The sequence below is a fragment of the Chryseosolibacter histidinae genome (assembly GCF_018598225.1).
In the GTDB taxonomy this organism is placed as follows: Bacteria; Bacteroidota; Bacteroidia; order Cytophagales; family Cyclobacteriaceae; genus Chryseosolibacter; species Chryseosolibacter histidini.
Genome location: NZ_JAHESF010000036.1, coordinates 1 through 14,211 on the forward strand (window position 1 = coordinate 1; position 14,211 = coordinate 14,211).

Genomic DNA, 14,211 nt, shown 5'->3' on the forward strand with positions numbered 1-14,211 from the left:
CGGCACTATCCTGCGCGCACGGTTCGAGTCTACCGCGCGATTGTGCGTTACCCAGGCCTCCACGGCTGCGTCGTGCCGCAGCGGCACCGTATCGCTCTGCGTGCGCGAGATGATGGTGGGCAGCAGCTTATCGGCCGCGTTGGTGACCAGGATAAAAAAAGTATGGGGTGCCGGCTCCTCCAGAATTTTGAGGATGCCATTCGCAGCAGAAGGGTGCATCAGCTCGGGTTGCCAGATGATCATCACCTTGTTCCTGCTTTCAAAAGGTTTGAGCGAAAGGGTTTTGATGATCTCGCGGCTTTCTTCTCTCGAAATGAGCGCGAGTTTGTCTTCGCCGCCGTAGAAGTTTGTCCAGTCGTCAAGTCCGCCGAAAGGCTGCTCTAACAAAAACGATCGCCACGATTTCAGAATATCGGCTTTGAAACGTTCTTCATCTTTATCGCCCTTCACGTTGCTCAGCGGAAATACGAAGTGTGTGTCAGGGTGAACGAACTTGGCATTCTTCGAGCAGGCGGAGCAGGTTCCGCACGCGTCGTCACCTTTGTTCTCGCAGTGCAGGTACGTGGCGTAGGCCAGGGCCATCGGCAGGTTCAGGGCTCCCTTGGCGCCTGCAAAAAGTTGCGCGTGGGCGCTGTGGTTGCTTTTAACCGCATCGATAAGAAGTGTTTTAACTTCTGCCAGGCCGGGTATATCCGAAAATCTCATTTCACAATAATGCTTTCAATCTTATTCAATGTTTCGTGCAATGACGAAAGCTCCGTTAGTTTACTTTCCTTTATCGCGTACAACGCTAAGAATTCTTTTCGGTGTTCTTCGGGTTCCTTCTCACGCCGCTGGAATTTGATAAGGATCCTGTTTTTATCCAGAAAATAGTAATGCGTGACATCTACGTTTGTAGTGATCTTTTTCAGGTTGGCCCCGTTAAGGTCAGACAGGTAAAGATCCCGATTGTCGGCTCCGTCAATGGCTCCGTCTTTATTTGAATCTTCAAAGGCGATCAGATAAGTGATGTGCCGTTGCAGCGTATCCTTTGCTTGCGATTGATAGGGAAGTGCGTCCTCATTGCCAGGGTACTGGAATGAATCGATGAATCCTTTCTTGTCAAGCAGGATGGTTTGAGGCTCCATTTGCCTGTTGAGGAATACGACATTGATAACGTTGCTATATTCTTGTGTGCTGCTGTAGTACGATCCGCTACCAAGGCTTAGGTCAAGCTTGCTGCTGCTCTGCCTGGGGTTCTCGTAGGTTCTGATTGAAACGGGAAGCAGGAAATGGTCGGTGTACATAATAGAGCGAGGCTGTTCATAGGTCAATCCCTGCAATATCAGGCCTTTTGCTTTTGCTTCCTCTAGCGCTTCGCCTACAATGACTTCCGGCGGCGATACATAACTAAAGCTGCTGATGTATGAAGCCAGCAAGGCAACACCACTGCCAAGTAAAAGAAGAAGGATCAGAATACCGTTAACGGACCAGACTACTTTGAGGAATTTATTCATTTCCATGGATACTTAATTCTTTTCCCAGGTTCTGTGCTGTGACGTCATTTCAAAAACTTTTGCCAGGATGTTCTTCTCCGTTTCATCCAGCGCCACATTCCTTCGCTCCATGGCGCGGAAGGCAGTTTCAAATGCTTTGTCTGGCCTGTACGTTGTAAATCCACCGGCGCCGCCCCAGGCAAAAGACGGAACGTAGTTGGCTGGAAATCCTTCGCCATAAACATTCGCCGATACATCCACCACCGTGCCCGTGTTGAACATGGTGTTGATGCCGCATTTACTGTGGTCGCCCATCATCAGGCCGCAGAATTGTAGCCCGGTGCTCTCGAACTTGCCGGCGAGGTGATTCCATAATTTCACCGGCTCGTAGTTGTTCTTCAGGTTCGAGGTGTTAGTGTCGGCCCCAAGGTTGCACCATTCACCCAATACTGAGCAGCCCAGGAAACCATCGTGCGCCTTGTTGCTGTATCCGAATATGACAGAAGCGCTTACTTCACCGCCTACTTTCGAATAAGGACCCACAGTAATATCGCCCCGCATCTTCGCGCCCATGTTCAGGTGAGAGCCTTCGCACAACGCGAACGCCCCCCGGATCATGGCGCCTTCCTGGATGATGCTGTTCTTGCCTAAGTATACAGGACCGTTCTCAGCATTGATGATGGCGGCCCGGATGCTTACGCCCTCTTCTACAAACAAATTCTCTTCTCCGTAAACTATGGTGTGTTTATCCTGGATGCCCGCAGACCGCCGTCCGCCTGTCACGAGCGGGAAATCGAGCCTAAGCTGTCGCCCATTCTCGTAAAAGATCTTCCACGTTTTATCGATCACCGTTACGTCATCCCCATATTCAATGGTATTGTTGCCGCTCATTTCCTGCTCCGGGCGGTTGGCCGCAATCAGCAACGTACCCTTGATCAGGTAATATCCGGGCTGCAACGACTTCACGTGGTCGGCCAGCTTTTGATCCGGGCACACAGCGCCATTCACCAGCAGGTTCTGGTCCGTTGACTTCACCGGGAATTTCTTTTGAAGATATTCCTCCGTTTTAAAAGAGGCGGTAGTACCCAGCCGCTTTTCCCATTTTTCGGCGATGGTAAGCATACCTACCCTGACCTTGGCGGTAGGGCGTGTGAAAGTAAATGGCAGGAGGTTGAGACGGATAATCGGATCGTCGAAGAGGATAAGATTCATTTTCAAATATAACCAGGATTAAGAGGATTTACAGGATGGACAGGATAAAGGCCAAACCACGATTTAGAGGATTGAAGGATTTAGAGGATAAATTCAGTATCAGGATAACGGCCGGTACCAGAAGTAGGTAGTCGCGGCAAAATCCTGTAAATCCTGCTAATCCCAAAAATCCTGGTCAATAAAAAAGGTCTTCAGAACGAAGACCTTTCACAGTGCTTATTTGAAGAAGTATTAAGCTTTCTTTTGGTATTTGTTTTTGAACTTCTCCACGCGGCCTGCTGTATCCACAAACAGTTTTTTACCTGTGAAGAAAGGGTGCGAAGCTGAGCTAACCTCAACTTTGATCACCGGGTACTCTTTGCCGTCTTCCCACTTAATGGTCTCTTTGGGAGACTGGGTAGAACGGGTTATAAACTTATGGTCGCTGGAAGTATCCCAGAAAACCACGTCTTTGTATTCAGGATGAATGCCTTTTTTCATATCAGAATCACTTTTTTCCTTAAAAGGGACTGCAAAGATAGGAGCGGACGATCAAAAAACAAGCTTCAACCCTAAACATTTTACCAGCCTTCTTTAGCGTAAGCCTATCGAAGTCTCAAAATGGGACCATGGACAAGCCTGGAACCAGCTTCAATATACTGAAAATTGAAAAATGGCCTGACCAAAAGCATTTTTAAACCTCCAAATCTTACGGTGAAGGAATTGCCCGTGATTAATTAGCGATATTGCGGCGTGTTTTGCTGCAGCTTTAACTACCCGAATCCATAACCAGGCAAATGAAACTGTTGTTCTTTCTTCTGTTATTGATCCCTTCCCTCATTTTTGCCCAAAGCAACTACGCTCCCCTCAATGAGGATTATTATCACTGGATAGACCGTTACGAGGTAAAGTCGGGCCAGATCATCCCGGAAATCTTCACGTCAGTGAAACCGTACCGGAGATCGGCCATTGTAGCCTTCATCGATACTGCCGCCAGTTACGAAGTTTTTCAGTCGGCTGCGGATGAGTTTAACCGTACGTACCTTCAAAATGACAATTGGGAGTGGTCCCGGGCAGCGAGCAGTGACAGCCGGCGGCCTGTGCTCAGGCATTTCTATAAAAAGAAGTCCGATTTCTTTCACGTCGATACCGAAGACTTTGACCTGCACATCAACCCGGTGCTCTATGTTGGCGCGGGCAATGACTCTCGCCGCAATGAAAGGTTGTTTGTGAATACCCGCGGCATTGAGGTGCGGGGTATGGTCGATAAAAAAGTGGGCTTCTACACTTACCTCACCGACAACCAGGCGCTGCTGCCATCATACGTTTCAGACTGGATGACGATCAATCCCGTAGTGCCGCATGAAGGCTTCTGGAAGAGCAACACCAATGGCGACGGTGTGGACTTTCTGCAGGCAAGGGGCTACATCACCTTCGAAGCCACACGCCATATCAATTTACAGTTAGGGCACGACCGCCTTTTCATCGGCAATGGTTATCGCTCGCTGATCTTCTCCGACTTTGCGCCGCCGGCATTTTTTCTGAAAGGCAACGTGAAGGTCTGGAAGCTGAACTACCTTTTTATGGTGAACCAGATGATAGCAGATAATAAGAATGTCAACAACAGCTATCCCAACAAGTTCAACGCGCTGCATCACCTGAGCATCAACATCGGAAAGAAGCTGAACCTCGGTATCTTCGAGTCGGTTGTGTTCAGTGCCGACGACTCCACCAGCGCCGATCACTTCAGGATGGAGTACCTCAATCCTATTATTTTTTACCGCGCCATCGAGCAGCAGAACGGCAGCACTGACAATGCGTTATTGGGATTTGACTTCAAGTGGAACGCGGTGAAAAAATTATCGTTCTATGGGCAGTTCGTGCTCGATGAGTTTGTGATCTCTCACATCCGCGCGCGCGACGGCTGGTGGGCCAACAAGTATGGCATCCAGGCAGGCGGCAAATACATAGACGCCTTCGGCGTCGCCAACCTCGATCTGCAGGGAGAGTTCAACATCGTGCGGCCTTATACGTATTCACATTTCACCAACTACGGCAGTTATTCCAGCTACCGGCAGCCGATAGCGCATCCGCTGGGTGCCAATTTCAAAGAGATCACGGGAATTTTGCGTTATCAGCCACTGCCCCGGCTCAACATCACCGGCAAACTTTCCATGATCGAGGCCGGTCGCGATGTGGTCGGCGTCAACTGGGGAGGCGACATCCTGAAAAACAACCAGTCACGGCAACAGGAGCTCAACAATTCAACAGGGCAGGGCATTTCCAACGATATCCTGTTCGGAAGCTTCACGGCCTCATGGCAATTCAAGCACAATCTTTTTGTGGATGCCTCCGTTACCATCAGGCAAAGTGAAAGCCCTGAGCCCATTTACAATAACAATACATCTGTAAGTTCATTAGCTTTGCGCTGGAATATTCCGCAACGGCTTTACGAGTTTTGATTTCTGAATGAAAGTTTATCTCCGCATTTTACGTTACGCACCCAACCTGGCGGGCCGTATGATCCAGTTTCTGATCTATTCAGTGCTGGGTATTATTTTTAGCGTTGCCAACATCGCACTGGTGATCCCCATGCTCAACATGTTGTTCGGCTACACCCAGAACAAAGCGCCGCAGGTGGCTGCTGCCATGCCCAGGTTTTCGCTTTCGCTGGATTTTGTGCTGGATGTCTTCGACTATTATTTTATGAAGGTAATCCGTGAGCATGGTCCCATGAATGCCCTGCTGTTCATCTGCGTTTCCATTATCATCAGTGTGGTGCTCACCAACCTGTTCCGGTACATGGAACGTATGGTTGCTTCGCGTCTCAAGGTTGATATTGTGAAGAATATCCGCATGCATATTTTCAGAAATGTATCGGAGCTGCACATCGGCTACTTCAACAACCAACGCAAGGGCGATCTGATCTCACGTTTTACAAACGACGTGGTTGAAGTGGAGAATGCCGTGGTCAACAGCCTGAAATTTGTGATGAAGGAACCGATCACCATCATTGTTTACTTTGGTGTGCTCTTCTTCATCTCTGTGAAGCTTACACTCTTTACGCTGCTATTGCTGCCCATTACCGGTGGCATACTGGCCGAGATCATCAAACGACTCAAGCGCAAGGCCAAACAAAGCCAGGAGTCGCAGGGAAGGATCGTGAATATTCTCGATGAGACGTTCTCAGGCATGCGGGTGATCCTGGCGTTCAATGCCCGGCCTTTCATCCTGAAGAAGATCGATGATGAGACCAGCTATCACCGTCGTACCAATCTTTCCATTGCCCGCAAGAACGAACTTGCATCACCTGTTTCAGAGACCCTTGGTGTGATCATCGTTTCCGGAATTATCTTTTTCGGAGGATCGCTCGTGTTGGGTGAGAACTCGACACTTACACCCGGTGAGTTCCTGGGTTTCCTCGGCATCTTTGCGCAGATCATTCAACCCGCCAAGAACTTCTCCAACGGTGTTACCTCTGTTCAGAAGGGAACGGTATCGGCACAACGCATTTTCGATGTGATCGACACCACACCGGTGATCCGTAACAAGCCCGACGCCAAGCCGCTTCCGGAGTTCAATCACGGCATTGAATTCAGGAACGTGAGCTTTGCCTATGATAAAGACCACGTGCTGCGCAACATCAACCTGAAGATCGAAAAAGGGAAGACCATTGCACTGGTAGGCCCTTCGGGTGGAGGAAAGTCGACACTGGCAGACCTCATTCCCCGCTTCTACGATCCCGCAGAGGGTGAAGTAACGCTGGACGGTGTTCCGCTGCCCGATTACGATATTGAATCGCTGCGAAAGCAGATGGGCGTAGTAACGCAGGAATCGATTCTGTTCAACGACACCATTTTTAATAACATCGCTTTCGGTATGGAGAACGTGAACGAAGAGGATGTGATCAGGGCCGCGAAAGTAGCCAACGCGCACGACTTCATCATGCAGACCCCGCAAGGCTATCAGACCCTGATCGGTGAGCGTGGCTCGAAGCTGTCAGGAGGCCAACGCCAGCGCCTCAGCATCGCCAGGGCCGTGTTGAAAAATCCGCCGATCCTGATCCTGGACGAAGCTACTTCGGCACTGGATTCAGAATCCGAAAGACTGGTGCAGGATGCGCTCAATAACCTGATGAAGAACAGAACGTCTATCGTCATCGCGCACCGCCTGAGCACCATCCAGCATGCGGATGAGATCATTGTGATCCAGAACGGTCAGATCATTGAACGCGGCCGGCACGATGCGCTGATTTTACAAAGCGGATTGTATCGGAAACTGAATGAAATCCAGAAAGTCTAGGCTATGCGGGCGTTTTGGAGTGTTTTTATTTTAATTACCTTTAGCAGCCGGTTATGCCGGATAATTTTAATTCCATGAAAAAAAACAGGCTTATCTTCTACGCGGTATTTGGCGCTTTTCACTTGTTCCTCGTAGTCTTCACCATCTTCATTGAATCCAACAAGAATGATTTTTCATTTCTGACACAAATGCTGAAGTGGATGTCGGTGATGAAATACGGTGCCTTTTTAGGCCTGGTGCTGCTGATCGCCGATCTCGTCTGGGCGCTGAAAATCAACCGCGACGAAAAGAAAGAAAAGGCTGTGCTGGCGCAGGAGAACAACACCCTGAAAGCGAAACTTTTCGATCTGCAGGAAGCCGCCAAACAAGCTTCACGTCCCTCCAATCCTAATATCAAATCATCTTAGCCACATGTAAATTTTCTAAAAGTACCCTCTCTCCATGCTTGCAAAAACTTTCGGTAGCGCCGTTCACGGGGTGAACGCGAAGACCATATCCATTGAAGTGGATGTCGCTCAGGGACTCAAGTTCTTCATGAGCGGCTTACCCGACAGTGCCGTCAAAGAAAGCCAGCACCGCGTTGGCTCCGCCCTGAAAAGCAGCGGCTTCTTCATGCCTCGTAAAAGAACGGTGGTGAACCTGGCGCCCGCCGACATCCGCAAAGAAGGATCCGCCTATGACCTCCCCATCGCCTTGTGTGTACTGCAGGCTTCCGGGCAGATCAATTCCGGAAAGCTCGATCAATACCTCATCATGGGGGAGCTTTCGCTGGATGGAAATCTCCGGCCGATCAAAGGCGCGCTTCCCATCGCCATCCAGGCACGCCAGGAAGGCTTCAAGGGATTTATCCTTCCCGCAGACAATGCCCGCGAAGCCGCCGTGGTGAAAGACCTCCCTGTACTGCCCGTCTCGAATTTAAAAGAAGCTGTAGATTTTCTGGAGGAGGCTTCCGTGATCGATCCCGTATGCGTTGATGCCCACGAGATGTTTGCCACGCGGCAGAATGATTACGACAGCGATTTTAAAGATGTTCAGGGCCAGGAGAACATCAAACGTGCACTGGAGATCGCGGCGGCGGGAGGTCACAATGTGATCATGATCGGCCCACCCGGCGCAGGCAAGACCATGCTGGCCAAACGTCTTTCCACCATCCTGCCACCCCTCACGCTGAACGAAGCGCTGGAGACCACCAAGATCCATTCGGTGGCCGGAAAGCTGATAAGAGATACGGCGCTGCTTACCACACGTCCTTTTCGCTCGCCACATCATACCATGTCTAATGTTGCCCTGGTCGGCGGCGGCAGCAATCCGCAGCCCGGTGAGATCTCGCTGTCGCACAACGGTGTGTTGTTCCTTGACGAGCTTCCGGAATTCAAACGTTCTGTGCTGGAGGTGATGCGTCAGCCCATGGAAGAGCGAAGGGTGACGATCTCACGCGCCAGGTTTTCCATCGACTATCCTTCCAACTTCATGCTCGTAGCCAGCATGAACCCGTGTCCCTGCGGATACTATAATCACCCTGAGAAAGAATGCGTCTGCGCCCCAGGCGTGGTGCAGCGTTACCTGAGCAAGATCAGTGGGCCACTGCTGGATCGTATAGACCTGCATGTGGAAGTTGTTCCCGTAAGCTTCGACGAAATGACCGCCAACAGAAAAGTGGAGACCAGCGAACAGATCCGTGAGCGTGTGGTGAAAGCGCGCGGCATCCAGTCGCACCGTTTTCAGGATCATGAGAGCGTCTACTGCAACGCCATGATGCCTTCCAACATGGTGAAGCAGCTCTGCGCCGTCGATGATGCTGGCAAGGCATTGCTGAAAACTGCCATGGAGCGACTGGGACTCTCCGCGCGGGCCTATGACCGGATCCTGAAAGTATCACGAACAGTGGCTGACCTTGCAGAGTCTGAACACATCAGAGCGGAGCATTTAGCGGAAGCGATCCAGTACAGGAGTCTCGATAGAGACGGATGGGCGGGGTGACTACTCAAACGCCTCAAACTTATGCTTCACCTTCTCTTCCTCTAAGTCAAGCTGGTTTTCGTGTTTGCGGATGATCTCATCTTCGAAACCTTCCTGGGTGCGGAATTTCATGAGCTCGCGGCGCTGCACCTTGATCAGCTCGGCGAAAACTTTCCGGAACTCGTCAACGGTTTCTTTTTCAGTTTCGGGTTCGGCCGTGCCGGAGTGGTTGGCGATGAGTCCTGATTCATTTTCATAACGCGTTTTGAGGTTTGCCACCAGCGCGTTGTCGACTGATTCGCCCGGATATTTTTTGATGAGCTTTTCGAGCGCAACTTTCAGCAGCTGAAGCTGGATCTGCTCGTCCTGTTTTTTGGCGGGCAGCACATGATCGGGATCCTGGTATTTGATCCAGCGGATGATGAGCGGGAACGACAACCCCTGCACTACCAGTGTGATGAAGATGACCACGAAGGTGATGAACAGGATCAGGTTCCGGTGCGGGAACGGATCGCCGTTGCTCATCAGTAAGGGAATAGAAAGCGCCGCGGCAAGCGACACCACCCCGCGCATGCCGGCCCACCCAATGATCAGCGGGCCTTGCCAGCCTGGTCTGTCGTCGGCTACCGTAATGAAGCGGCTGATGAATACCGTGAACATCGAAGCGAACAAGGCGAAACCTATACGGGTGATGATGATGGCTACCGCGATGATGAGGCTGTAACCGATAGCTTCCCCCAGGGAATAACCTTCCAATCCTTCCATGATGGTAGGCAGCTCAAGACCGATGAGCATGAACACAAGTCCATTCAGCACAAAAGTGGTGGTTGACCACATGCTGACGCTCTGCAGCCTGCTGGAGTGGCTGAACAGCTCGTGGCTGCGGTAGGAGATGAACAACCCTCCGCTTACCACGGCCATCACGCCGGAAACATGAAAATGTTCCGCAGTGAGATACATCAGGTAGGGGGCGGTAAACGACAATGCGGTATCGATGCTCGGTGTTGTGGGAAGCCAGCGTAATACGGCATACAGCACCAGCGCAATGACCAACCCTACTACAATACCCATAAAAGTCACCAGCGAAAAGTCGACGATGGCCTGGTGCCAAACAAAAGTTCCGGCAATGACCGCGACCAGCGCAAACCGGAACACGATCAAGCTCGATGCGTCGTTGATGAGGCTTTCACCTTCAAGGATCGCCACTACCCGTCTTGGAACCTTGATGCCTTTCAGTACGGAGGTAGCGGCCACCGCATCCGGCGGAGAGATGATACCTCCCAGCAAAAAGCCGAGCGAGAGTGTAAAGCCGGGAATAAGCGAGCTTGAAACAAACGCCACTACCACAGAGGTAACGATCACCAATCCAAAAGCCAGCACGCTGATCACCCTGCGCCATCGCCAGAAATCTTTCCAGGAAGTATTCCAGGCGGCGTCATATAAGAGTGGCGGCAGAAAAATGAGAAAGATCAATTCCGGGTTGATCTTGATGTTAGGGATGCCCGGGATAAAGCTGATGAGCAGGCCGCCCAGCACCAGGAAGATCGGGTAGGAGATGCGCAGTTTTTGGCCCAGCATCACCAGCAGCGAGACGGTGATGATCAGCGCGATACAAAGGAACAGGTAGCTGTGGATAGTAGGCGTATTGAGGGCGGATTCCATCGGCCAAAAATAATATTTTTAAGATCACTTCTTCTTTTTCCTGGCCCCCGACTGCAAGGCATCCTTGTAAGCCGTGTCAAGGGCATCGTGCATAAATCGCTTGGGGATCTTTTTCAATTCAAAAGTTGTCCAGCCCTGAAGACCCCATTTGTTGGGCACAGGATAAACAATTTTTTTATCGTATTCGCAGAACACAGACTGGTCTACCGCTGAGAGCTTCAGGTTGGCCGTGCCACTTTCTTCGTGCAGGGTAGCGAAGATCCTTTTGCCCGTGATCTTAAAGGCTGCCCTGTCGAAGTGAGGATTTTCTTCCGTGGCAGGGAATGACAGCGCCAGAGTCCTGAATTCTGTGATGGTCATAAACGATGATTGACACTCAATATAAAAATAACACGGAATTTATTCCATCGTGCTCATGAAGTGATCCAAATGCCGGAGAGTCTATATCTTTGGAGCCTATAAATCGATGAAGCGTACAATCCTTATATATGGAGCGGTGCTTGCCGTGCTCGTGTTCCTGTTAAAGTTTGTGGAGTACCGGTATATTGTCCGGGACCTTTCGCTTGAATTTTACATCGGGCTTGTCGCGATACTGTTCACTGTCATCGGCGTGTGGGCGGGACTGAAGATCACCCGGAAAAAGACCATCATGGTAATGCAGCCCGCGGCAGACTTCAAAGTAAACGAAGACCAGCTCCGGCAGCTGGGCATCAGCCGGCGGGAGTATGAAGTGCTGGAGCTGATGGCGCGTGGCCTGACCAACCAGGAAATTGGCGACCGGCTGTTTGTCTCTCTCAACACGGTAAAGACCCATTCATCCAATCTCTTTGTCAAGCTCGATGTCAGGCGGCGCACCCAGGCCATCCAAAAGGCCAAAGAGCTCCACCTCCTCCCTTAACTTTTGCATTTCATTCCTGTTAATCCTTAAATCTTATTAAATCCTGGTCAGACTTTTACATTTCAATCCTGTAAATCCTTAAATCTTGTTAAACCTGGTCAGAATCACACTTTCGGGTGAGGGTAGAACGGTGGAGAAAGCGCTGTTTTGACGGAAAAAATAAAACGTTATGAAAAAAGTAATCATCACCTACGGTCTCATCGGCGGCGTTATTGTATCGGCCATTATGTTAGGCAGCCATCCCCTGTTAGACAAGGGGATCATCAACTACGACAATGGTATGATCATCGGCTATGGTTCGATGGTCATTGCGCTATCCATGGTCTTTTTCGGAGTAAAAAGCTACCGCGATCAGCATTCGGGCGGAGCCATTTCTTTCTGGCAGGGCGTGAAGATCGGCATGCTGATCACCCTGCTGGCCTCGGTCATGTATGCGCTTACCTGGGAAGTATATTACAACACGGCGGCCAGCGATTTTACCGAAAAATACACCCGGTATCATGTCGATAAAATGGTCAGCGAGGGCGCCAGCCAGGCGGAGATCGATGAAACGCGTGCGGAAATGGAGAGCTTCAACGAACTGTATGATGAAAGTTTATTGATCCGCTTCGGCGTCACCCTCATGGAGATCCTGCCCGTAGGTGTGGTCATTACCTTCCTTAGTGCGGCGTTGTTGAGGAAGAGAGAAGTGCTACCGGCTTAAAATAAGTAGGCAGTAGACAAAGGGCAATAGGCAATGGGCAGGCTCCATACCTCACGTGGCTGTTTCAATTTGAATAGTAAATGACCTGGAATCATTCTCGGTCCTTGGCCTACTGTTCTCCGATCCATCGGTCCCGATAGCTATCGGGATTGCCTACTGCCTACTATTCACCACGCTGCTGTGGACTGTGGACCGTGGACTTTTTCCACCTCCCATGCAATAATCAATTTTCAAAATCTGCATCGCGCTGTCACATGGCAACTCGCTAAGTCGGCCAACCTTCACAAAACTCACCCTGTTAGCTTCCAGCTTCTTTTCATTGGGTGTGAAAATGTCGAAGTAGACGAAGACCGGCGTAGTGCTCCTTCTCAGCGTTTCAAAAACCTGGTTGGCAGACCGGGTGCTGGAATACACTGAATAAAAGTAGACCCCGGCTATGAGCGCCGTGTTGGCAATGAGCAGCAACACGGCTGTTTTGCTGATGAAGCGCAGTATGTTCTTGGTTTGCGCGAAGAGCAGAAAGACAAATACGATCACCGGCAGAAGCCAGAGCTGGGGTATGAACCTTGCCCACCATGAGGCCGGGTTGATGGCCACAGCACCTGCCACGCTGGCGACGAGGGCCAGCAGATAGATTCGATTTATACCTTTTAGCTGGATGAAGATGATCACCAGCAACACGAGGGTTACACAGAATATTCCGCTCCACAACGGCCCGAGGGCATTCAGGCGGATGCCTTCGCTTTGGAAGATCTTGAGCTCCTGCGCGGTGAATGTAAAGGGTACTTTGTAGGCTACGGCGCGATCGCTTGTTTCGCCAAAGTTGTCGCAACGCGAAAAATTACTGATCAGAAATTTCCCGAAGGTGTTATGTGCCTTCAGTGGTTTGGGCGTCATGTGAACAATGGCGTCAACCTTGTTCTCACCTGCCAGCGGATAAAAGGGATGGCCCGCACGAATCGTGTTTGTTACATAAGGATTAAAACCGGCAATAAACACAGCAATCAATCCTGAGACAGCGGCTGCTGCTACAAAATGCCCAAGCATCTTGAACTGCTTCAGATAAAGCACGAGGCCAAGAAACACCAGGCAGATCCAGGCATGGTAGATCAGTCCCGTGAATTTGAGGTTGATGAGAATGACGGAAGTAAAAAAAATGGAGATGTATGTAGGCCATCGCTCTTCCCGGCCGTCTCTGCGCATCAGCATGATCAGCTGGCACATCAGGATCAGGATCAGTGAGCCCAGCGCGCCATCGAGGTAATAGCTGAAGAGCTGGTTTATGGCTATCGGGTTAAAAGTGGCTGCAGCGGCTACCAGCAGGTTCCACCCCATGCCCAGCAGGTTTAGCCTGGTGAGCAGCCAGAACAATGAGCAGAAGGCAGACAATAACATCAGCACGTTGAACACTTTGCCGGATTCGATATTGCCGGTGAGGGTCATCATTACTGCGGAGAATGTTTCCAGCGCTTTGCCATAATGGTTGATCCACAGGTTGAGCACTATTTCGCGGTTGAAGTATTTGCTGTTCTGAGCCTCGTAGGGGAGCTGCTCGTAGAAGGGATTCCAGCCCCGCGACAGCTCAACGATGCCTATCTGGTGATAAGCCATGCCGTCCCAGCTTTTGTCATAGACCGCACCCATGGCCAGGGTCAAACCTGCGATGATAAGCACACTGGCGATGTTATAAACGGCCAGCCTGACCGCGCCAAGCCCGTGGAAAGTTTTGAACTCCCAGAAGAGCAATGGTATCACGGTGAACGATGCAATGAGCATCACCATGCTGTTGTTGTGGATCTCCAGGTTTGCCAGGAAGAATAATCCCGCTACAATGAGGACCATACCGGTGAAATAAAGGATGGCTTTGGAAAAGAACAGGATAAAGCATAAACGTGGGGAGATGGGTGATGAGCTCTTTGAGATCATAGGTGGTTTGGGTCAGTTTTTTGGTGTCATTGAACTTTCACAGGAAAAGCTCAGCGGGATGAAGTACAGGCGAAAAAAATCATCCCATAGCCTGT

The 14,211-nt window shown here is 50.6% G+C and carries 13 protein-coding genes; 6 read left to right on the forward strand and 7 right to left on the reverse strand.

Annotated elements, in window-relative coordinates:
* The 4 genes from KK083_RS24960 to KK083_RS24975 all read right to left on the reverse strand — a co-directional run.
* Window positions 1-705, reverse strand: a 705-nt coding sequence (locus KK083_RS24960) for a DNA polymerase III subunit (protein ID WP_369074977.1), incomplete at its 3' end; no start/stop codon positions are given.
* Entirely contained in the window at window positions 702-1,496 is a 795-nt protein-coding gene (locus KK083_RS24965; RefSeq protein ID WP_254168548.1) for a hypothetical protein, read from the reverse strand. The genes KK083_RS24960 and KK083_RS24965, both read right to left, overlap by 4 nt.
* 12 nt (window positions 1,497-1,508) lie before the next feature.
* Window positions 1,509-2,687, reverse strand: coding sequence for a GlmU family protein (locus tag KK083_RS24970; protein ID WP_254168649.1), 1,179 nt, complete (start codon window positions 2,685-2,687; stop codon window positions 1,509-1,511).
* A gap of 231 nt (window positions 2,688-2,918) precedes the next feature.
* The gene (locus KK083_RS24975; RefSeq protein ID WP_254168550.1) at window positions 2,919-3,167 is read right to left on the reverse strand and encodes a type B 50S ribosomal protein L31; all 249 of its coding nucleotides are present in this window, start codon (window positions 3,165-3,167) and stop codon (window positions 2,919-2,921) included.
* A 296-nt stretch (window positions 3,168-3,463) separates the two neighbouring features.
* On the opposite strand from KK083_RS24975, the gene KK083_RS24980 reads away from it, so the two are divergent.
* From KK083_RS24980 to KK083_RS24995, 4 genes are all read left to right on the forward strand, one after another.
* On the forward strand, window positions 3,464-5,128 hold the full coding sequence (locus tag KK083_RS24980; RefSeq protein WP_254168551.1) for a hypothetical protein: 1,665 nt from the start codon (window positions 3,464-3,466) through the stop codon (window positions 5,126-5,128).
* A gap of 7 nt (window positions 5,129-5,135) precedes the next feature.
* Window positions 5,136-6,968 carry an ABC transporter ATP-binding protein gene (locus KK083_RS24985; protein WP_254168553.1) on the forward strand — a complete coding sequence of 611 codons (1,833 nt, stop codon included), beginning with the start codon at window positions 5,136-5,138 and terminating at the stop codon, window positions 6,966-6,968.
* A 74-nt stretch (window positions 6,969-7,042) separates the two neighbouring features.
* The gene (locus KK083_RS24990) at window positions 7,043-7,375 is read left to right on the forward strand and encodes a hypothetical protein (protein WP_254168555.1); all 333 of its coding nucleotides are present in this window, start codon (window positions 7,043-7,045) and stop codon (window positions 7,373-7,375) included.
* 34 nt (window positions 7,376-7,409) lie between these two features.
* Complete coding sequence (locus KK083_RS24995; protein ID WP_254168557.1) at window positions 7,410-8,948, forward strand: YifB family Mg chelatase-like AAA ATPase; 1,539 nt, start codon at window positions 7,410-7,412, stop codon at window positions 8,946-8,948.
* Here KK083_RS24995 and KK083_RS25000 read toward each other — a convergent pair whose 3' ends face one another.
* A complete protein-coding gene (locus KK083_RS25000) occupies window positions 8,949-10,589 on the reverse strand; it encodes a Na+/H+ antiporter (RefSeq protein WP_254168559.1) in 1,641 nt (546 codons plus the stop codon).
* A 24-nt stretch (window positions 10,590-10,613) separates the two neighbouring features.
* Window positions 10,614-10,949: an MmcQ/YjbR family DNA-binding protein gene (locus KK083_RS25005; protein WP_254168560.1), complete on the reverse strand. Its 336-nt coding sequence runs from the start codon at window positions 10,947-10,949 to the stop codon at window positions 10,614-10,616.
* A gap of 106 nt (window positions 10,950-11,055) precedes the next feature.
* Here KK083_RS25005 and KK083_RS25010 point away from each other — a divergent pair, with 106 nt between their 5' ends.
* Together KK083_RS25010 and KK083_RS25015 are read left to right on the forward strand one after the other, a co-directional pair.
* A complete protein-coding gene (locus KK083_RS25010) occupies window positions 11,056-11,487 on the forward strand; it encodes a response regulator transcription factor (RefSeq protein WP_254168562.1) in 432 nt (143 codons plus the stop codon).
* 169 nt (window positions 11,488-11,656) lie between these two features.
* Window positions 11,657-12,190 carry a DUF4199 domain-containing protein gene (locus tag KK083_RS25015; protein WP_254168563.1) on the forward strand — a complete coding sequence of 178 codons (534 nt, stop codon included), beginning with the start codon at window positions 11,657-11,659 and terminating at the stop codon, window positions 12,188-12,190.
* Between the two features lie 153 nt (window positions 12,191-12,343).
* On the opposite strand, the gene KK083_RS25020 is transcribed toward KK083_RS25015, so the two are convergent.
* A complete protein-coding gene (locus tag KK083_RS25020) occupies window positions 12,344-14,116 on the reverse strand; it encodes a hypothetical protein (RefSeq protein WP_254168565.1) in 1,773 nt (590 codons plus the stop codon).
* Between the last annotated feature and the right edge of the window lie 95 nt (window positions 14,117-14,211).